This window comes from Limnothrix sp. HT2024 (assembly GCF_059138625.1).
Genome location: NZ_CM181121.1, coordinates 3,462,501 through 3,482,393, shown reverse-complemented (window position 1 = coordinate 3,482,393; position 19,893 = coordinate 3,462,501). Strand labels below are relative to the sequence as shown.

The 19,893-nt window shown below is 54.1% G+C and carries 16 protein-coding genes and 1 riboswitch (1 of these 17 cut by a window edge); of the genes, 1 reads left to right on the top strand and 15 read right to left on the bottom strand.

The genetic code is table 11. The annotated features are described in order from the left end of the window. Positions 1-40: 40 nt before the first annotated feature. From AC2IAX_RS14100 to AC2IAX_RS14075, 6 genes are all read right to left on the bottom strand, one after another. The gene (locus AC2IAX_RS14100) at positions 41-835 is read right to left on the bottom strand and encodes an ABC transporter ATP-binding protein (RefSeq protein ID WP_494388039.1); all 795 of its coding nucleotides are present in this window, start codon (positions 833-835) and stop codon (positions 41-43) included. Positions 836-983: 148 nt separating this feature from the next. After that, the gene (locus AC2IAX_RS14095; RefSeq protein ID WP_494388038.1) at positions 984-1,841 is read right to left on the bottom strand and encodes an ABC transporter permease; all 858 of its coding nucleotides are present in this window, start codon (positions 1,839-1,841) and stop codon (positions 984-986) included. 214 nt (positions 1,842-2,055) lie between these two features. Continuing rightward, positions 2,056-3,102, bottom strand: coding sequence for an ABC transporter substrate-binding protein (locus AC2IAX_RS14090; protein WP_494390397.1), 1,047 nt, complete (start codon positions 3,100-3,102; stop codon positions 2,056-2,058). 197 nt (positions 3,103-3,299) lie between these two features. Further along, on the bottom strand, positions 3,300-4,028 hold the full coding sequence (gene hypB, locus AC2IAX_RS14085; protein WP_494388037.1) for a hydrogenase nickel incorporation protein HypB: 729 nt from the start codon (positions 4,026-4,028) through the stop codon (positions 3,300-3,302). 262 nt (positions 4,029-4,290) lie between these two features. After that, positions 4,291-4,680: a hydrogenase maturation nickel metallochaperone HypA gene (gene hypA, locus AC2IAX_RS14080; protein WP_494388036.1), complete on the bottom strand. Its 390-nt coding sequence runs from the start codon at positions 4,678-4,680 to the stop codon at positions 4,291-4,293. Between the two features lie 109 nt (positions 4,681-4,789). After that, entirely contained in the window at positions 4,790-5,968 is a 1,179-nt protein-coding gene (locus AC2IAX_RS14075) for an agmatinase family protein (RefSeq protein WP_393015378.1), read from the bottom strand. A gap of 149 nt (positions 5,969-6,117) precedes the next feature. Beyond that, a riboswitch (guanidine-I (ykkC/yxkD leader) is annotated at positions 6,118-6,302 on the bottom strand. Positions 6,303-6,990: 688 nt separating this feature from the next. On the opposite strand from AC2IAX_RS14075, the gene tkt reads away from it, so the two are divergent. Next, on the top strand, positions 6,991-9,000 hold the full coding sequence (gene tkt, locus AC2IAX_RS14070) for a transketolase (protein WP_494388035.1): 2,010 nt from the start codon (positions 6,991-6,993) through the stop codon (positions 8,998-9,000). A gap of 213 nt (positions 9,001-9,213) precedes the next feature. Here tkt and AC2IAX_RS14065 read toward each other — a convergent pair whose 3' ends face one another. From AC2IAX_RS14065 to AC2IAX_RS14025, 9 genes are all read right to left on the bottom strand, one after another. Then, entirely contained in the window at positions 9,214-10,002 is a 789-nt protein-coding gene (locus AC2IAX_RS14065; RefSeq protein ID WP_494388034.1) for a sirohydrochlorin chelatase, read from the bottom strand. Positions 10,003-10,035: 33 nt separating this feature from the next. Continuing rightward, positions 10,036-11,499: an Asp-tRNA(Asn)/Glu-tRNA(Gln) amidotransferase subunit GatA gene (gene gatA, locus AC2IAX_RS14060; protein ID WP_099535200.1), complete on the bottom strand. Its 1,464-nt coding sequence runs from the start codon at positions 11,497-11,499 to the stop codon at positions 10,036-10,038. 320 nt (positions 11,500-11,819) lie between these two features. Then, a complete protein-coding gene (locus AC2IAX_RS14055; protein WP_494388033.1) occupies positions 11,820-13,046 on the bottom strand; it encodes a pentapeptide repeat-containing protein in 1,227 nt (408 codons plus the stop codon). A gap of 438 nt (positions 13,047-13,484) precedes the next feature. Further along, entirely contained in the window at positions 13,485-14,843 is a 1,359-nt protein-coding gene (locus AC2IAX_RS14050; RefSeq protein WP_494388032.1) for a four-carbon acid sugar kinase family protein, read from the bottom strand. Between the two features lie 131 nt (positions 14,844-14,974). Further along, on the bottom strand, positions 14,975-15,763 hold the full coding sequence (locus AC2IAX_RS14045; protein ID WP_494388031.1) for a sulfotransferase domain-containing protein: 789 nt from the start codon (positions 15,761-15,763) through the stop codon (positions 14,975-14,977). Between the two features lie 149 nt (positions 15,764-15,912). Next, complete coding sequence (locus AC2IAX_RS14040; protein ID WP_494388030.1) at positions 15,913-17,031, bottom strand: glycosyltransferase family A protein; 1,119 nt, start codon at positions 17,029-17,031, stop codon at positions 15,913-15,915. Between the two features lie 11 nt (positions 17,032-17,042). Continuing rightward, the gene (locus tag AC2IAX_RS14035) at positions 17,043-18,119 is read right to left on the bottom strand and encodes a sulfotransferase family protein (RefSeq protein WP_494388029.1); all 1,077 of its coding nucleotides are present in this window, start codon (positions 18,117-18,119) and stop codon (positions 17,043-17,045) included. Positions 18,120-18,253: 134 nt separating this feature from the next. Further along, a complete protein-coding gene (locus tag AC2IAX_RS14030) occupies positions 18,254-19,690 on the bottom strand; it encodes an ABC transporter ATP-binding protein (RefSeq protein ID WP_494388028.1) in 1,437 nt (478 codons plus the stop codon). A 152-nt stretch (positions 19,691-19,842) separates the two neighbouring features. Continuing rightward, positions 19,843-19,893: the final stretch of an ABC transporter permease gene (locus AC2IAX_RS14025; RefSeq protein ID WP_494388027.1), read on the bottom strand. 756 nt of this gene lie beyond the right edge of the window; 51 of the gene's 807 nt are visible here — the last part of the coding sequence; its start codon lies beyond the right edge, outside the window — the gene reads right to left on this strand; its stop codon occupies positions 19,843-19,845.

The window sequence follows — 19,893 nt, the reverse complement described above, 5'->3', positions numbered from 1 at the left end:
GGCAGGGCGATCGCCCCCGGCAAACTCCATCACCGAGAACCTAGGCCGACTGCGGCGAGGTCGTCAACTCTGGAGCGGTGGATTCTGTCTGCCGCAACAGATCCAAAATTTGGTAGCGATAGTCCTGAAAAGCGGCCGATCGCCGCAGGGCCTCATCCCGTTCCGCCGGTAGCTCGATCGATAATTCCCGGCGAATCGTGCCCGGCCGCGCGCTCATCACATAGACCCGCTGCGACAGAAACACCGCCTCTTCCACGTCGTGGGTGATGGTCAAAATGGTAGTGCCCGTATTGCGCCACAGCTCCAGCAGAAAACCCTGCATCGATTCACGGGTTTGCACATCCAGCGCCCCAAAGGGTTCATCCATCAACAGAATTTTTGGCTGGGAAGCCAGGGCCCGGGCGATCGCCACCCGCTGTTTCATGCCACCGGACAACTCCTTCGGCAGGGCCTTGGCGAAGGGCAACAATCCCACCACATCCATGTAGTAGCGGGACTGTTCGTAGCGATCGGCGATCGAGGCTCCCTGCAACTTCAACCCAAAGCTAATATTTTCCTCAACGGTCATCCAGGGGTAGAGCGTGTAGCTCTGGAACACCATGCCCCGATCGGCTCCCGGCCCCGTCACCGGCTGCCCATCCACCAACACATCCCCCGCCGTGGGCTGCTCCAGCCCCGCCACAATTCGCAGCATGGTGGATTTTCCCGATCCGGATGCACCCACCGCACAGACAAATTCACCCGTTTCCACATGCAAATTAATGTCTTTGAGGGCCACCACCGGGCCACGGCGGGTGACAAATTGCTTATACAAATGCTTGACTTCTAGATGCATTGTTCATTCATTCCGTACTCATTGATCCCGTGCTCATGAATTCCGCGCTCAGTTCCAATCAATTCGATCGCGCGATTACTGTTCCCATTGACTCTGCGCCCAGTTCAAATTAGTTTGATCGAATAATTGCTATTTTTTGTTCTGGGGATTATTTCACCGCCCATCGACAGGAAAAGCGCAAAAACATCCGAAACAAAATATCGATTGCCAAGCCAATTAAACCAATCACAATCAGTCCCGCGAAAATCTCATCGGTTTTCAGAAAGCGTTGAGCCACACTAATTCGCCGCCCCAAGCCCTCCGTAGCCGCCACCAGTTCCGACACAATCACCAGGTTCCAAGCCGCCGCCATGTTCACCCGGCAAGTGTCGATTATTCCGGGAGTGATGTAAGGAAAGATGACCTGAAAGAGCACCTGTAATCGATTGCCACCCAGGGTATAGGTGGCTTCGATCATTTCCTTGGGGACAAACTTCACCGAGTCCATCACCATCAAGGTGTTGAAAAAGAGTGTGCCAATAAAAACCAAGAGAATTTTGGGCACTTCTCCGAGGCCGAAATACAAAATCAACAACGGAATGAAGGCAGTGGCGGGCATGTAGCGCACAATGCCCACGATCGGCTCCAGGAGCGATCGAATGCTGGCGAATGTGCCCATCAAAGTGCCCAGGGGAATGGCAATCACCGTGGCCAGGGCAAACCCACCCAAAATCCGCATCAAACTGAATTGAATATCCTTGGGCAATGCGCCGCTGTTCCAAAGCTGCCCGATCGCCCCCACCACTTGGGCCGGCGAGGGCAAAAACAGGGGCCGCACCCAGCCCGTGCTGGCCAGCAGCCACCACAGCACCAAGGGCACCCCGATCGACAACCCCATCAACAGCCAACTGAGCCGGGACGGAATCGAATCGGCGATCGTCCAAAAGGTGCTGGGGCGCAGCATCCGAGCGGGCCCCGGGTCGCGCACTAGGGGCGGATTATGGGGAATGGGCACATGGGAAGTCATGGTCTGGGGAAAGGGGGTGAGTTTGCAGGGCCATGAAAGGGGCGATCGGGCAGCAGACTGGAGGCTCGCCCTAGTAGCGCGGCTACCTTAATCGATTGGGTTAAAGCTGCGGAGTCAGTCGTTGTAACAAGGGGCTTAAGCCCCTTGCTGCCTAACGATCGGGTCACGATAACCAGCATTTGACTTGACCGATCACAGTCAGCCTGCCGCGCTACTAGGTTGCCGGTTGACGTTTGGCGGCGTGGGCCTTCACGAAGCGATCGTCAAAGAGTTTGTTCAGATTTGGCTTCGACTTTGCCAATCCAGAACTGGTTAAAAAGTCCGAAATTTCTTGGGCAGCAAACACCAACGAAGAGCGATCATTTCCCGGCTGAAAGGCCTTCAAATTATCCTCAAGGGTGAAGATCTTGGTTCCTGCCTCATATTCCCGATATTCCTCAACGGAAACCCCCGCCCGTTGGGCCATGATGCTGTAGGATTTTTCGGGATTTTGCTTAATGTAATCCAGCGTGGCAAACCAACTATCCACCAAAGCTTGCACGGCCGCCGGTTGCTCATCCACCAGCTTGCGGCTGACTGCCAAGTGATCGGAAACGGCTCCCGGAAAGTCCCGAGAACTGAAGAGTTCACGGCTGCCGGGGCGCTCCAAGGCCTTCGTGGTGAAGGGTGCAAAAACGCCCACCGCATCCACCTGGCCGGCCACAAAAGCCGCCGCCGCCGCGCCAGTTTCCAACGGCTGAATTTGAATATCCTCCGGAGCCAAGCCAGCCTTTTTCAAGCCCAAGAGCAATAGGAAATGGTCAACGGTTCCTTCTTCAACAGCCACCCGTTTTCCTTTCAAATCAGCAATTGTTTTAATCTCAGCACTGACAATGATTTTGTCATTGCCCGTGGAGTTGTCATTGGTTAAAACAATTACCTGATCGGCCCCAGCGGCCAAAGAACTAATCGTGTCGTTCAGGGTTTGGGCATTGGCATCCAACTGCCCCGCATTCAGGGCGTTAATTGAATCTAAATAGCCGTCAAACCATTTCAAATCCACATTCACTTGGTTTTGGGCAAAGATTTTGGCTTCTTGGGTCACCTGCCAAGGCACCCAACCGGGCCAAACGCTAAAACCCATCCGGACGATCGGGGCGGTGGAACTGCCGGGGGTGGCGTTGGGGCCGCCACCGGAGTCGGGCGCGGGCGCACAACTAATGGAAAGAAACAGGGCGGCCAAAAAACAGCCCAACCAACTGAGCAATCGACGGCGTTTCAGGGCGTTCAGCTTAAGGGCATTCATAGGCTTTCAGGGGCTTTTATGCAGGGTTCAGTGAATGGACGGGAAGATTAGCAATTCAAAACCAGGGAATTCAAAACCCAGGGAGCCAGGGATCGGAATTGAGCAAACAGGATTAACTCAATCACCCCCTCCAAACAACACAGGGCAATTCCGAAGAACTGCCCTGCAAGGTTTTAGACGCTGGCCAAGGTGGCGACCCGATCGCCCGGTTGAGTCGTGGCCGGCTGGATCGATCGCCCTGTGGCCTGGCGCACCCAGTTCAACCAATCGGCTAACCCTTCACCAGTTTTGGCACTGACCGGGAAAATCGCCACCTCCGGGTTGATTTGCCGCACGTTGGCCATGATCCGATCGAGATCCACTTCCAAATAGGGGGCCAAATCCGTTTTGGTGATCAGCAAGCAATCGGCCTCCCGAAACATCACCGGATATTTCAGGGGCTTGTCTTCCCCTTCCGTGACGCTCAGGAGCGCCACCTTGGCATGTTCACCCACCTCAAATTCAGCGGGACAAACCAAATTTCCAACGTTTTCCACCACGACCAAATCGATCGTTTGGGGATCCACCAACGCCTTGAGCTGATGGATGCCCCCAGAGACCATCCGCGCATCCAGATGGCACGATCGCCCTGTGTTGATCGCCACCACCGGCACGCCACACCGCCGCAGGCGATCGGCATCCAGCTCCGTGGTCATGTCCCCTTCAATGACCGCGATCGCCAATTCCGATTGCAACGCGCTCAGGGTCGCCTCCAGCAGGGAGGTTTTCCCCGCCCCAGGGCTGCTCATCAGATTCAGGCAAGTGATCCCCCACTCATCAAAATGCTCGCGATTGTGGTCTGCTCCCGCCTGGTTAGCGTGCAGCAGATTCATTTCCAAGGCCGCATCAAAGGTTTGGTGCATGGCGATCGTCTCCTAAGGCAAGCAACAGCAAAACAACAGAAAATCAGGCAATGAGAAGGAAAACCAAAAATCAGGGTCGAAAACCCGATCGTTCAGAAATAGCCAGAATTCGGGATAGCCAGAATTCGAGATAGCCAGGAACAGTCAGCAACAGCCGTTCAGGGTGGATTTGCGCTAAACCAAATTGGGATCAGCCGTTTCAATGCCGTCCCTTAGGAGGGGATCGGCTGCCGCCAAGACAACGCGCCCCGCAGCAGCGCCACTAGGCCGCAGCCCAGCGATCGGTTTGGGTTTCCCGGTGAGCATTCTGATATTCAATGTGGGAAATTTTCAGCTCCCGACCCGATCGAATGTCCTCCATCGGTGCGCCACAGGTGGGGCAGGCATAATGCAAACCCATCTCCGGCCGATAGTCCGCTTGGCAGGTATGGCAAAAGGCCACCAACGGCACCGACTCAACCACCAACTCCGCCGCCGCCAGAAATGTCCCTTCCCGATAGGCATCGAAGGCAAACACTAGCCCCGCCGGTTCCACGCAGGTGAAATCCCCCACCCGCAGATGTACCCGCGAAATTTGCGGGCGATCGGGCTGGGACTCCCACCAATCCCGCAACGTCAACACGAGCGATCGGGTCATATCGACTTCATGCATGGGCGCACCTATTCCTTAACTGGGTTAGAGGTCTGGCACTGGGTTGAGAGATCGGATACTGGGCGAGATATCTGAGTTTCATGACCAGTCCCCAAAAACGTCAGGGCAACTAAGACCAGCCATCCTCAAAAATCTGTGCTTCCTCGTGGATATAGGACGGCTTTTCCCGGCGCGGCAACTGTCCCGACAGCACCAAATTCGCCATCGCATCGCAAATCACCCGCGTGGCCATCAGGGAAGTCATGTCGCTGATGTCGTAGGGCGGCGACACCTCCACCACCTCCAAGCCACAGATCGGCGCTTGGCGAATAATCCGCGACAGCAGATACAACGCCTCCCGAGGCAGCAACCCGCCCGGCTCCGGCCAGCCCGTCCCCGGCACAAACCCCGCATCAATGCAATCGATATCAAAGCTGATATAAACGCAGTCGGTGCCGTCTAGGGCGCGTTCCAAGGCAAAATCCACCGCCGCGTCTAGCCCAATTTCCGTGATATCCGTCACGGTCAAAATGTTGGTGGCCCGTTCTCGGCAAACCTTCACGCCTTGGCGCGGCACTTGCCAACCGCCAATGCCCAACTGCACCAGGTTCTTGGCGGGCGCATTTTTGATGTTGGTGGCGTGGAACCAAGGGCAGGTGTGCATCCGCTCATCGAGGTCGGTTTCTTGGGTATCCACATGGCGATCGAAGTGGATAATACCCACTTTTTTGTCCCCCAAATGGCGACAAACACCCCGCACCGTGGGATAGCCGATCGAGTGGTCACCGCCCAAAATAATCGGGAACGCACCCGATGCAAAAATGTGGGCAATTCCCTTAGAAATCTGGTCAAAAGACTTCTCATTATTCGCGGGAATTGTGAAAATATCCCCCACATCGCAGAGGGTAATTTGTTCCCGCAAATCAATGCCCAGCTCAAAGTTATAGGGCGTGTACAGAGCCGAAATGCGCCGGATTCCTTGGGGGCCAAACCGCGTTCCAGGGCGGTAGGTTGTGCCGGAATCATGGGGCACACCCACAATAGCCACGTCGTAATTTCCCACCTGGTTCACATCTTCCAGGTAGGGCGCTTTCATGAAGGTATTAATCCCGGCATAGTGTGGCAGTTCTCCCCGGGAAAAGGTAGAAATCGTTCGATCTTTAATGCTGTCGGCGGCTTCCAATCCGAACCGCAGCGCCTGATCTACTTCCTGCTGCCAGCCGGTCATGGGCAGCCGAGCTTCTAAATCCAAGGCACGTTTGGCTTCGGATTCGCCACCCTGATAGTTGGGACGTTCAAAAATGCTCATCGATCGCGATGGGGGTTTGGGTTTGCAAATGACTACGGAAATGGGGCCGAATCGATCGCTCCATTCGGCTGAGGTCACCTGCGCGAATTGCCCGAAAATCCGAACGACAAAGCCCGGTGGTTCCAGGCAATCCACGCGATGTGCCTTTGACCTCCCGGGCTTTTATCCCGCCGTGTAACTGATGCTCAAAGCTGGTTTTCAAGGCCAGAGAATTGGGGATAAATCCACTGGTCATGCCACTGAGCCATCAGCTTGCTTCTCTCGGACCAGTCACAGCACTTTGGAATTCTTTTGGAATGACCTTGAAGCTGCCGGAACCCTAGAAGCCATGTATGTTTAGCCTACCCTCAAACATACCCTAGGCAAAAGCTAACCCAAAAGTTGTATCCCCCACTACGGGATGCAAATTAACTAGCCCGATCGCAACTCAAAACAGCAACTCAAAATGACAACAAAGGTTACAGGTCAATTAAGAATCATCTCGCTGCATCAAAAATCATGGCCCGCCACCCTACTCCTCAACGTCAAAATCCATGTCAAATCCATCAGCTCTCATCCCGATCCATCAACTCACGGCCTGACGCGATCGGCAATGAAGCCATTCCAATGAAGGCATTCTTGAGTACTTTCCCAAGGCGGCTTAGGCACGGCGCAGCTTAAGCACCGGTTAACCGATGAAAATTAATGAAAATTAGCGGGTTCGTGGAGCGGGTTCATGGAGTGGTCGATCGCCCGCTGTCTGGGTCAATTTCCGTCCCGATCGCCCCGTCATCAAACCTTTTTTAAGCCCTCCGTGGCCCCGCTCAGGCTCTCAAAGACTTCCCCATGCAGCAATTCCACCGTCTGCTTGCTCCCATTCCCCTCTGGTGAGATAGTGTAGGGGCTAACTCGGGCGGTCGTAGTCTATCTGCCTACTGCGACGCGCGCTCTACACCCCGGGATTTAGCTGTTTCTTGAGATCGCGGCGCGCGCCGATCGCTGTCCCCCACTCACCTTCTCCAGTCGAACGAGTTCGAGCAAGTATGGCTGTCGCTACCCAATCCCTCGACGAACTGTCTATTAATGCCATTCGCTTTTTGGCGATCGATGCCGTTCAGAAGGCGAACTCGGGTCACCCCGGTCTGCCGATGGGCGCGGCTCCCATGGCCTATGTGCTATGGAATCAGTTCCTCCGTTTCAATCCCAAGAATCCGAACTGGTTTAACCGTGATCGCTTCGTATTGTCGGCTGGCCACGGCTGTATGTTGCAGTATGCGCTGCTACATCTGACGGGCTACGACAGCGTGACCATTGAAGACATCAAGAATTTCCGTCAGTGGGGATCGCGCACGCCCGGCCACCCCGAGAACTTTGAAACCCCCGGCGTGGAAGTTACCACGGGCCCTCTGGGTCAGGGGATTTGTAATGCTGTGGGCTTGGCCGCCGCGGAAGCCCATTTGGCCGCCAAATTCAACAAGCCCGATGCCAAGATCGTCGATCACTACACCTACGTGATCCTGGGCGATGGCTGCAACATGGAAGGCGTGTCCGGTGAAGCTTGTTCCTTGGCTGGCCACTGGGGCTTGGGCAAGCTGATCGCGCTGTACGACGACAACCACATTTCGATCGACGGTAACACGGATATTTCCTTTACCGAAGATGTCAGCAAGCGGTTTGAAGCTTACGGTTGGCACACGATCCACGTGACCAACGGCAACACGGATTTGGCCGCGATCGCGAAGGCGATCGAAGAAGCCAAGGCCGTCACTGACAAGCCGACCCTGATCAAGGTCACCACCACGATCGGCTATGGTTCGCCAAACAAGGCCAACACCGCTGGCGTACACGGTGCGGCGTTGGGCCCCGATGAAGTGAAGCTGACCCGCGAAAGCCTGGGTTGGAGCTATGGCGAATTTGAAGTGCCCGCCGAAGTCACCGAGGGCTGGACGAAGCAGGCGATCGAAACCGGTGCCAGCTTGGAAGCCGAGTGGAACAGCATCTTCGCCCAATACAAGACCCAGTACGCCGCCGATGCCGCTGAATTTGAGCGGTTGCTGCGTGGTGAACTGCCCCAAGGTTGGGATGCGGATCTGCCCACCTACACCCCCGCTGACAAAGCGGTGGCAACCCGGAAGCATTCGGAAATTTGCCTGAATGCGATCGCCCCCAAACTGCCCGAGTTGATCGGCGGTTCGGCGGACTTGACCCACTCCAACTTGACTGAGCTGAAGTGCTCCGGCGACTTCCAAAAGGGTGCTTACGAAAACCGTAACGTCCGCTTTGGGGTGCGCGAGCACGGCATGGCCGCCATCTGCAACGGCATCGCCCTGCACAACTCGGGTCTGATTCCCTACTGCGCCACCTTCCTGGTGTTCGCAGACTACATGCGCGGTGCAATGCGCCTGTCGGCCCTGGCAGAAGCCGGTGTGATCTACGTGTTGACCCACGATTCGATCGCCCTGGGTGAAGATGGCCCGACCCACCAACCCGTGGAAACGATCGCCTCGTTGCGGATCATCCCCAACCTGTTGACCCTGCGCCCCGCCGACGGCACGGAAACCTCCGGTGCTTACAAGGTGGCCGTGGCCAACCGCAAGCGCCCCAGCGCCCTGGCCCTGACCCGCCAAAACCTGCCTAACTTGGCTGGTTCCAGCGCGGATAAGGTGGCCCAAGGTGCTTACGTGATCGTCGATTGCGAAGGCACGCCCGAACTGATCCTGATCGGTACCGGTTCGGAAGTCAGCCTCTGCGTCGCCGCTGCCGAGCAACTGACCGCTGCCGGCCACAAGGTGCGCGTGGTGTCGATGCCCTGCATGGAACTGTTCGACGAGCAAAGCGCTGAATACAAGGAATCGGTGCTGCCCGCTGCTGTCACCAAGCGGTTGTCGGTGGAAGCTGGCACGACCTTCGGTTGGGCCCGCTACGTGGGTTCGGCCGGCGCTTCGATCGGGACGGACACCTTCGGCGCTTCGGCTCCCGGTGGCGTGTTGATGGAGAAGTTCGGCTTCACCGTCGAGAACGTGTTGGATAAGGCTAAGGCCCTGCTCGGCTAATCCCCGCACCAACGCTCAGCTTGGATGTTCGGTTGCAGGGGGTCACGGCCCCTTGTGACCCGGCAAACCACTGAATCTCGTTCGACAATTTATTTTTGAACCAACAATCGGGTTAGTCCTTGTGGCTAGCCCGATTTTGTTTTTCGCGTTTTGGTCTTGTTTTTGGTTGCTTGGACTTTGTTCGTCAAGGAATTGGCTGCCCAAGGAAAGTGTTCAGTCGTTGAGGTCGTCGAGCAACTGACTGGCCATGAGCCGAACCAAGGAGGCCGCCGGGCCGATCGGCTCCAGCCATTGCACATCCACATCGGTGTGATCGCGCTGCCAGCTATATACCTGCTCAAATAAGGCATCGGTGAGACTACCGGCAAACAGGAAATAGGGAAAGATGCCGATCGCCCGGTGGCCCGCAGCCGCAAACTCCGTGAGCCGATCGAGCAGCGTTGGGGCGATCGACCAGTAAGCGAGCGTGATGCCCAACTGCTCCGCCAACTGCTCCACCAACTGATTGCCCAGCGGGTTTCGGCTGCCATGGGTCACCAGCACCCAAACCCGGCGCGGCAACTCCACCGCCACCTTGCGCCACTCCTCTGTCATGACCCGATCCAACCCAGGCCATACACCCAGGGGGGGATAGAGCTGCCATCGATCGTCCCATTGGGGCCCCATGCTTTGGGTGGCCAGGGCCACTTCCTCGGGGACATCCACCGTGGCATGAACCCCCATCGACAAAAAGAGGGGAATAATTTCCACCCGCACCGCCCCAGCCGATCGCGCGCGTTGGGCGAACCCCACGAGCTGCTGATGCAGCGGCGTGCTGGCTCCCTCCAACTGGGCAACGGCCACAATTGATCGCACGTTGGCCGCCGCCAGCATTGCCGAAAGCCGACTCGCCAACAACTCCACCGCTTGACGGGGACGATGATCGCGACTGCCATGGGCCACTAACACCACAGCACGCAAAACCGGTCGCGAAGGATCGTTAATCGATCGGGGATAGCCCATGGAGTCTGTCGAAAACCGCTAAACGAAGCGTAATTAGTCGGGGGCGATCTCCGGTCGTTTCACATGCCAGTGAGTTGCCTGTTCATAGGCATGGGCCACTTCCAGCACCAAATCTTCCCGCAGCACATCGCCAATGATTTGCATCCCGATCGGCATTCCGTTGCGATCAAAACCACAGGGCAAGCTCAGGGCAGGCAAGCCGGCCAAGTTCACCGGAATCGTCATCAAATCCGACAGGTACATAGACACCGGATCATCAGTCTTTTCACCCGCCTTGAAGGCCGTGGTGGGGGCCGTGGGCGAAATCAGCACATCCACCCGCGCAAAAGCTCGCTCAAAGTCTTGCTTAATCAGGGTGCGCACCTTTTGGGCCCGCAGGTAATAGGCATCGTAGTAACCAGCCGACAGGGCATAGGTCCCGATCGCAATCCGCCGTTTAACTTCAGAGCCAAACCCTGCGGCGCGGGTTTTTTCATACATCTCGAGTAGGTTCTCGCCGGGGGCCCGGAAACCATACTTCACCCCGTCGTAACGCGCCAGGTTCGCTGAAGCTTCTGACGGCGCAATGATGTAGTAGGTTGGCAACCCGTAGCGGAATCGAGGGCAGGAGACCACCTCAATTTCAGCACCCAGCTCCTGAAGCACCTTCAGGGCATCTTCAACGGCCTTTTCCACTTCCGCGTCCAGGCCAGCACCGAAGGTTTCTTGAATCACCCCTACCTTTAGCTTGCTCTTGGGGCGGAAATCCGGAAGCAGACTCTTGGCATAGTTGGGAATCGGCACATTCAAACTGGTGGAATCTTTGGGGTCATACCCCGCGATCGTCCCCAGAAGCAGGGCCGTATCTTCCACCGATCGCCCAAAGGGCCCGACTTGATCCAGCGAAGAGGCAAAGGCCACCAGCCCATAGCGAGACACGAGGCCATAGGTGGGTTTCAGGCCAACCACGCCACAGAAGGCAGCGGGCTGACGGATAGAGCCACCGGTATCGGAACCGATCGAGACCAGGCACTGACCGGCCGCGACGGCCGCCGCCGACCCACCGGAGGAACCACCGGGCACGCGCTCCAAGTCCCAGGGATTCGCCGTCACTTGGAAAGCAGAGTTTTCCGTGGAGCTGCCCATGGCAAACTCGTCCAGGTTGGTCTTGCCGACCATCACCGCTCCCGCATCGAAGAGCTTTTGGGTCACGGTGGATTCGTAGGGCGGCACAAAGTTATCCAACATTTTGGACGCGCAGGTGGTGCGAATGCCGCGCGTACACATGTTGTCTTTGATGGCGATCGGGATGCCAGCTAGGGGGCCGATCGACTCGCCCGCTGCAATTTTGGCATCCACACGCTGGGCTTGCTCCAGGGCCAAATCAGCCGTCAGGGTCAAGAAACTCTTCACCCGTGGCTCGGTTTGGGCAATGTGGTCAAGCGCTTCGCGGGCGATCTCGACGGCCGAGCGCTCTTTGCGAACGAGTTGTTGGTGTAGCTCGCGGATGGATGCCATTGGGAATGCTTCAGGATGCGTAGAAAGGCTGCAAAATTCTCAGGCTTTCGGATGGACTAGGCAAGCGGCACAGATCCCAATCGCATCAATTCGGGTCATCAATTGCGCCATAAACCAGATCTGACGAGGACGTTAACAAGATCTGCTGGGCAACATTCTGACAATAATCGATGGAAAAAATAGGACGACTGCACAGATGGCCGTCTCTAGGATACCAAACCATTGTTGAACCCCCTGGCCCCAAAGGCGGTTCTGAGGGTGGTTTCTCCATTTCGGCCCCCGTGAGGTGGGCAACCAGGGATCGATCGCCCCCATCTTCCCTAGGGAGCCATGGGCAGATGCTGCACCCGCGACAGGGTTTGAGCGATCGCCCAGAGGCTATGGCAACTGGGTTCCTGTTCCGGGGGCGCTCCCTTGGCGGAAGGCTTGGGAGAAGGCAGGGCCGCCTGATAGGCCGTGCGCAGTTGCTGGAACACCGCCGCCCGATCGCGCGCCCCCGTGGCATCCAGTCGCACAACCAGCTCTCCGCTGGCCCGCTGCTCAAAGGACTGCAAGCCCAACTGTAAATCGGGATTCACTGCACTCACGGACTGACAAGCACTCACAAAAGCAGACCAATCAATTCCCTGGGGGAAAGTCCACTCGATCGCCATCAGCTCGTTGCGAACCGTTTGCTCAAACTCGCCGGGCATGAACGATCGGGTTCCTTCCGGTAGCCGATCGCCCCTCGTCAGGTACAGATAATCGCAAACCGCGTCACTGAGGGACGTTTCAGAATCAATTTCCCAGCCTTGGATGCAAGCCCCCGTCAGCACGGCTCCCATGAACCTGGCTCCCCTTGCTTCCACCTCCGTCAAATCCGCCGAAGACAGATTCGCCCGGGTGAAATCAGCCTTATTCAGCTTGGCTCCCGTTAGGGTCGCACTGGTCAGATTCGCGCCGGTTAACTGGGCACGCCACAGATCCGCCCCAATCAAAATGGCATCGGCAAAACTGCACTGGGCCAAAATGGCATCGCTAAAGTTGGCTTCCAGCAACTTTGATCGACTGAAATCCGTCCGACAAAGTACCGCATCCATAAAACTGGCGCGGCTGAGTTTGGCATCGGCCAAGCTCGCTTCGCTGAGGTCAGCTCCGATAAATTCCGCTTCGATCGGCTTCGATCGCCGTAAATCAGCCTTGCGCAAATTGGTTTCCACCAACTTGGCCCAGATCAAATCCGTATCGACCAAGATGGCTCCCTGCAAATTAGCCCGGGTCAGGTTTGCTTGGCCTAGGTCTGCCCCCGTTAGATTAGCCCCGGTTAAATCTGCCCCCGAGAGATCCGCTCGAATTAACTTGGCCTGGCTCAGGTTCACCCCCTTGAGATCCACACCGCGCAGATCAATGCCACTGAGGTCGGGTTTCGCCTCCGACTGACGAGAGCGCCAGTGGTTCCAAGCGTTCACCCCTTTTTCCAGATGCACCAGCTCAGAATTAGCCCAGCGCCACTCGCGCCTTGCGGTGGCGATCCGTTCAATCAGGGCAAGCCGTGGATTATCAGTCAAGGTGTCCTCCTCAGTCGGATCATCGTCGATGGCAGTTGCAAAGGGATGGTATCGGGGGATTTCAAAAGCCACATTCAAGGCGTGGATTCGATCGAGCGCGAACAGGAGAGAGTCTGGATGCTCGTCAGCCGTTCTAGCTGATCGTCACCGATTTTGGCGGATATTTACCGCTGGCCTTGAGGATCCTATCTTTGTTTTTACCCTTACGCCCAGAGAGACCCCATGGCAAGGGTTTTGGGGCAAGTTCGAGCCTTCCGATGCTCCTTCTGTCTGTTGTACTTCAGTTCTGCAGTTGGTTGTTGGTGGGTCGGGCCCCTTCAACCCTCCGCACTGGGCTAGGAGATCTAGGCAAACTCATAGGCAAACTCAACCGATCGCACAGAAGTTGAACAGTAACTGAACAGATGAAGCAGCAATCGCTTAGGGCAGGAAATTGCACTAAATCTGGCTGAGGCGGCGATAGACCAATGCCAGCGCATTGGCATCGCCCACATTGCCCGGAAATAAAACCACGGGCAAGTTTGGAAATTGCGGATGATGGTCGGCGGTTTTGACGACGGACACACCGGGCAAGATCTGGCCTAGCAGTCGGGCCGATCGCAGGGCTAAACCGTCGCTGAGGGTGTCATTGGAGGTAATGCCCCCTTTGCTGATGAGGTAACCAATATCCTCCGGCAACCCCCGCTCGATCGCCATCAGCAGGGCTGAGACCGCTTGCCCAAATCCCAAGCGAATGTCCACCGTCTCAAAGGTCAACTCCTGGCGGCTGGTGTAGATCACAGGTGTTTTACCATCGGCGCGCACCCGCTGCACCTCTGCCAACACACGATCGCACAGGCTAGCGGCAATGGCAGCGCGATCGATCCCTTGCAGTTCTGCCACAGGTACTTCAATGCCCACCACTCCCGGCTCCGCCAGCAATTGCTGAAGCTGTTCGGTGGTTTTGCGCACGTGGGAACCCACAATCGCCACCCCCGATCGCCCGTCTCGGACATACTGGGCCATGGCTTCGGCGGCCACCGGCTGGGGCGGCAGGGCTGCCAAGGCCGTCAGAATGCTGGCGGCCGATCGGAACAGGAATCGCTTCCCCTGGCTTGCCTGAGACAACAGGGCTGCTGCAAATTGATTTAAATCTGCCTGCACTTCCCCATCCACCACGCAGCATTGATTACCGGTTAGGGCTTGCAGTCGTTGCTCCAGGGTCAGTCGATCGCCGCGCAAATCGGCCAATTGAAACCGCTCCACCCGGTCGGCGGGAATTCGCCCCGCCGTTTTTTCCGCCACATAGTCCGGCAAGTAGCTGTAGCGATAACCAAACACCGAATCGCGGGCAAATTCCGTTTCGTGGACGGGGGTATCCACGCCATTCACCTTCAGGTAATGCACACTGTCGCGGGTGACGCGCCCCCCTTCAAAAAAGGCCGGCACCAGAAAATGAGCATCAAAGGGCCCCAACTCCTCCGCGATCGCGTCGGTCTCCACGGGGTAGTGGCCGCGCAGGGTTGAGTCCGATCGGCTCACCACCAGCCAATCCGTCAGCCCCACTTGGGCGATCGCCTGCTTCAGATTGCGACAAACCTCCCGCGTCACCGCGTCGGCCGCCTCCGCCGTCAAAGCCCGCGTGTTAGTCAGCACAAACACAATTGGCGACGCATCCTCCAACCCCAAACAAAGGGTTTCCACGTCCCAGCGCATCAGCAGCAAGCAACTATGAACCGTTTGGGAACCCGTTGGGTCATCGTCCAAAACAATAATTTTGGGCGTTTTGGTCTGGTCAGAGGGAGAGGCGCTAGACATTGCGGTTCGCTCAGGGAAAATCGCAAGACAACCTTTCTATTTTGCCTGCAATAGTCCTGAAAATCACGCTTGGCAGCAAGATTACGCTAGAGCCTAAATTTTTGAGCTGGTGATTTAATTTTCAATGAATCTTATTCAATTAACCAATCTGATTGATTAGCAAACTCAGCTTGCCAAGCTTCTGGAAAATACTGTTTTAGGTAATTTTTGAGATCTTGGTTAGCTTCAAGAAATCGTGATTTAAGGCGCTCATAAATCACAGAGTTCGGAGTAGGATAATCACCGGCATTATATTTAGTAAATCCTGAAAATTCATGGGCTGGTAATCCTAAAAATTGCACAACTCGCGCCAGGGTTCCTTGGGGATGCTGGTAGAATTTTTCACTGTTCAGAATCAGCAGTTGATCAGACCCGAAGCGCGATCGCCAAGGTTCGAGCTGTTCGGCGTAGCGTCCCCGAGCCACATAGCTGTAATGCTGGTAGGCATAGCTTTGATAGGCTGGATCCGATCGAAAACGATCGGCTTCGCCGGCCAAACGCTCCGATTCCGCATTCAAAGCCGCTTCCAAGTCCAAAGATTCAAACTGCCACCGCACTTCATGGTAGTAGTGAGACAAGGCGCGATCGACTGGATTTCGTAATAGAACAATAATTTTTAAGTTTGGATCAAATTCCCAAGCCCGTTGAGCCACCAGAGGATGAAAAATATAGTAGGGACTGGCTTCACCAGTCATTTCATGAGGCTCTGAGTTAGCAGGAAACTGTTGCAGATACCAATCAATTCCCTGGTTCCACTGCAAATCAAAGAAATGGACTTCTTTAGTTGCTGCCGACTGAATTTGAGGATGTTGCAGCAAATATTGATAAAGAGAAGTGGTTCCTCCCTTTTGCACACCAATAATTAGAAAGCTAGGCTTCATACTCTAAACTAGTTTCTTGAAACTACTTGTGACTGAAATGATCGATGAATTAGAATTTTTTGATTTAAACTTGGCAACCAGCTTTGAGTTGATGAATAGACTAATCAAAGAATTGATTGGTCAAAAATTGATCAAAAACCGACCCAAAACTAGTTAAACATTAGACCACGTTTAAGCCGTCTTTTGAGCCGTCGCCACCAGGGCATTTGTGCCGTTATTCGGGTTGATTCGAGGGTGGTAGACATTTGCTGAAGTTGCATTTGTTGCGCTTGAATTTGCTCTGACTGAGCCGCACAATGTACAAGCAGGCGATCGAGTTCTGCTTTTAGAAACGATTGCGATTGTCGTAACTCAGCTAACTCGGCTAGTTGATTCACTTGGCGATCGCGCAACTGTTGCAAGCGATCGCGCTCCAGGGTTAACGTCTCTTGAGCATCCAGCAAATCATTTTGCAGCCGCTCACACTCAATCACCGCTGCTAGTCTTTCCGCCTCCTTACCCGCAAAGACTGCTGGAAAATGCGCTGCATAAAGCTTGGCATGTTTGGCGCAAATATATTCAAACAGGCGCGATCGTTGCTCAGGAATATTGCAACCACTGACCATCGAAGCCGGGCGACAACGATAGGCAAACCCCACCGCTTCCAAGTGTAGAAACTGCCAGCCCCGTTCAACAATACTGAGCCAAAAATCCCAATCTTCATAGCCCAGTTGGTCAGGAATTTTGGAGTCATAGCCGCCAACTTCTGACCAGATTGAGCGCCGAAACACGGCACAGGCATCGATCGCATTACCTCGCAGCAACAGATCGACCGAAAATCGAGGCACTTGCACCAACCCAGACTCGGCTCCAAATCGCTCTAAGTTGCCATAAACGACACCTACTTCTGGATTTTGCTCTAACAGCTCGATCGCCCGAGTCAGGTATGGAAGCTTTACACAATTATCCGCATCCAAGGGCAAAATATAACAACCTTTTGCTGCTTGAATTCCACGGTTTCTGGCAGCCGATAGCCCCTGATTTTCCTGATCAATAACTTGATAGCCTTGAGCTTTAAGAACTGAGAGTTGTTCAAGAGTCAGTGGATCCGTTGAGCCATCATTCACAATAATAATTTCCCAATGACTCCCGCCACAGCTTTCCACACTGGCGATCGCCTCATTCAGAAATTCACCATGGTTATAGCAGGGAATCACCACAGATAACAGCACCGGTTCTTCAGCAACCGTAGGAATCACAAATTCCTGTTGGGGCATACCTGAGTTCATGATCAATCGCCCTACACAAACTTGGCTTTCAGACGTTTCAAAGCTTGCTGTATCCGCCAACCTTTAGATTGCTCAACCATTTTGAGCTGCGCCTGCGTCTGATCTAGTTTTTCTGCAAACTGTTGAGATAGTTGATGCATTTCCTGTTGATGGCGAAAATTATTCTGAATCAAGCAACCATGCAGAGACAACACAGCACGTTCTGGCGGCACACCATCATAAACTGGTGGATTTCCATCAATGCTGGGCGCGACAGTGACCCAATCCGGCATAGAACTGGATAAATCTGCCACTTGATCCAATGCTTTTAAGAGTGAAAAGTATCGCGGCGCAATTGTATAGAGCGATCGAACTAGTGGGTAATCCCAACCCAAGGTTGCAAAAAGTTTAGGGTCAAAAATCTTAGACAGAACTTCCGGCTCAGCATGGTTCTCCTGAATTGTTAAGTTCAGCTTGCTTTGTAATAGCTTCAAGCCGGTTTCCGGTTGCTCTAAAAAAGTATTGACATTGATTAGTAAACTCTGATCTTGATGTTTCTCATAGAACCTGAGGAGCGATCGATTATAAACATACCAACTGCGTAGCGCATAATCGGGGTTTGCCACAAATGTTGGATGATTGACTCGCAACACTGAATCAGCCACATCCCAAGGAAATCGATAAACTAGTAGATAGCGAGCATTGGGCAGTAAATCAGCCCAAAAGTTTAAGAGTAGAGTTGTTCTTGGGTCTTTCCATCCCCACAATCCTTGGCTCGATCGACTGGCAATTAAAGCTTTAGCATCCGGCAGATAAGCATCCAGATTTTGTAAATTTAGCTGCTCGCTTTCCGTCCAGCCCCAGTCTGGCCAACCCAAATCATTTGCAGGCGATCGCTCCTGCAAAATTCGGCGTTGAAATTCTAGAAAATCGACATCTTCAAAATATCCCTTGGCATTATGAATATCGCCATCTAGCAGGCGATTGCCCAAATCTACACCAAGCGCTCCCACCACCGCCGTCATCAAAGAAGTGCCCGATCGATGCATTCCTGCCACAATCAGCGGCATGTTACTGGGCAGTAAATTTTCAGATACCGAATGAGCCATAACCATTAACAAATAAATCAACAGATGAATCAAAAAAACTATGGCAATGCTTCAAGTAGGATGCAAATCGCCCCATAGGTTAGATGATTCAGAAAAAATGTCAATCCTTAAAACCAATTAAACCTGCAAAATCCTCACGATTCTGAAGCATTGAGCGGCAATGTCATGGCAGATGTAGGCCCCGCATAAACCGTTACATCAGGATCCACTACCCAATCGATAATGCCACTGGCATGGGAAAAATCTTCCACCTGTACCTTAAACATAGCCGCATCAATCCAGCGATCTAAATAGCCAAAATGCCCATCGATGGTTCCAGAAACTCCAGCATTCATAAAGTAAGCGCCTGCATTTAACAGACACTTAAATCGAAACTTGATCTTTGCAACCGACCCAGCTTTCACCTGCTCGATCGCAAAATTACGCCCCACCAACGATGCGCCACCTAACTCCAAGCCGCTCACGGTTTTAATGAGCATTCCGAAGCGAACCTGCGTCACATCTTGCTCAAATTTCACGGTGTAAGTGTACAGATACTCATCCCGACCAACAAGATAGTTCACCACCTCGCCATTTAAAGTTGTAATTTTCGGATCCTGAATCTTTGCGCCCCGAGAAATATAGGCGATCGTCTGTGGCGGCTGCATCTGAGCATCAAAGTAGGCCTTAAGCCGGGTTGTTCCCAGGTGCTTCTGCGGAGTCCGGGGCGCAACCGGTTGCAGCAGATCCGCTGAAGCTGCCATGCTTTCAATAATGGTTAGTTCCTTGTGGCTAAAAATATTAGCTTCTGAGCCATTTAAGCGCCGAATTTCTTCTCGTAGTTCCTGAGCTTTGTTGGGTGGAGCGTAGCTAAGTTTTTGATACTTATCAACAACTAATTTAGGATTACCATCTAATAACAGCTCACCACGATCCAGCAAGATAGCGCGATCGCACAGTTCGATAATTGTTGATGCTCCATGAGAAACAAAAAGAATCGTTCCTCCTGCATCTCGAACCGCATGAATCTTCGCAAAACACTTTCGCTGAAAAGCTTCATCCCCTACAGAGAGAGCTTCGTCAACCACCAAAATATCAGGCTCCGAATGAATGGCAACGGCAAATGCTAACCGTACAAACATGCCACTCGAGTAAGTCTTGACTGGCTCATCTAAAAATTCGCCAATATCCGCAAATGCAGCGATTTGATCAAACTTTGCCTCTACTTCTCGGCGTGACAGACCCAACATTTGGGCATTAAAAAATACATTTTGCCGACCCGTAAATTCCGGGTTAAAGCCGCTTCCTAACTCCAAAAGTGCAGAAATTCGCCCTTGAACTTGTACGGAACCACTGGAGGGTTGCAACGTTCCCACAACCATCTGCAATGTTGTACTTTTCCCAGAGCCGTTTCGGCCCACAATGCCTAAGGTTTGTCCTCGGGGAACCTCAAGGTTGAGATCTTTAACCGCCCAAAACACATCCGCTTGCTGATGATTCGGTAACAGCAACTCCTTCAGGCGATCGACCGGCTTCGCATACCGCTGAAACGACTTGGAAACACTCTGGAGCGAAATAACAATATCGTTCATTAGGGCTAAGGACGGTCAGACTCCAACCAAGGATAATCACCAGATCTTCGCACCGTGACACAGATCCGGTAAACCGCGAATTTGCAGGTTCCAAACACCTTAGCAGAAACTACTCAGCATTGATGCATTCACCCGGTCGGATCCCGCATCTCCTAAAGCACATCCGCAAACCCTGGGCGCAACCGACGATAAACCCAACGCCC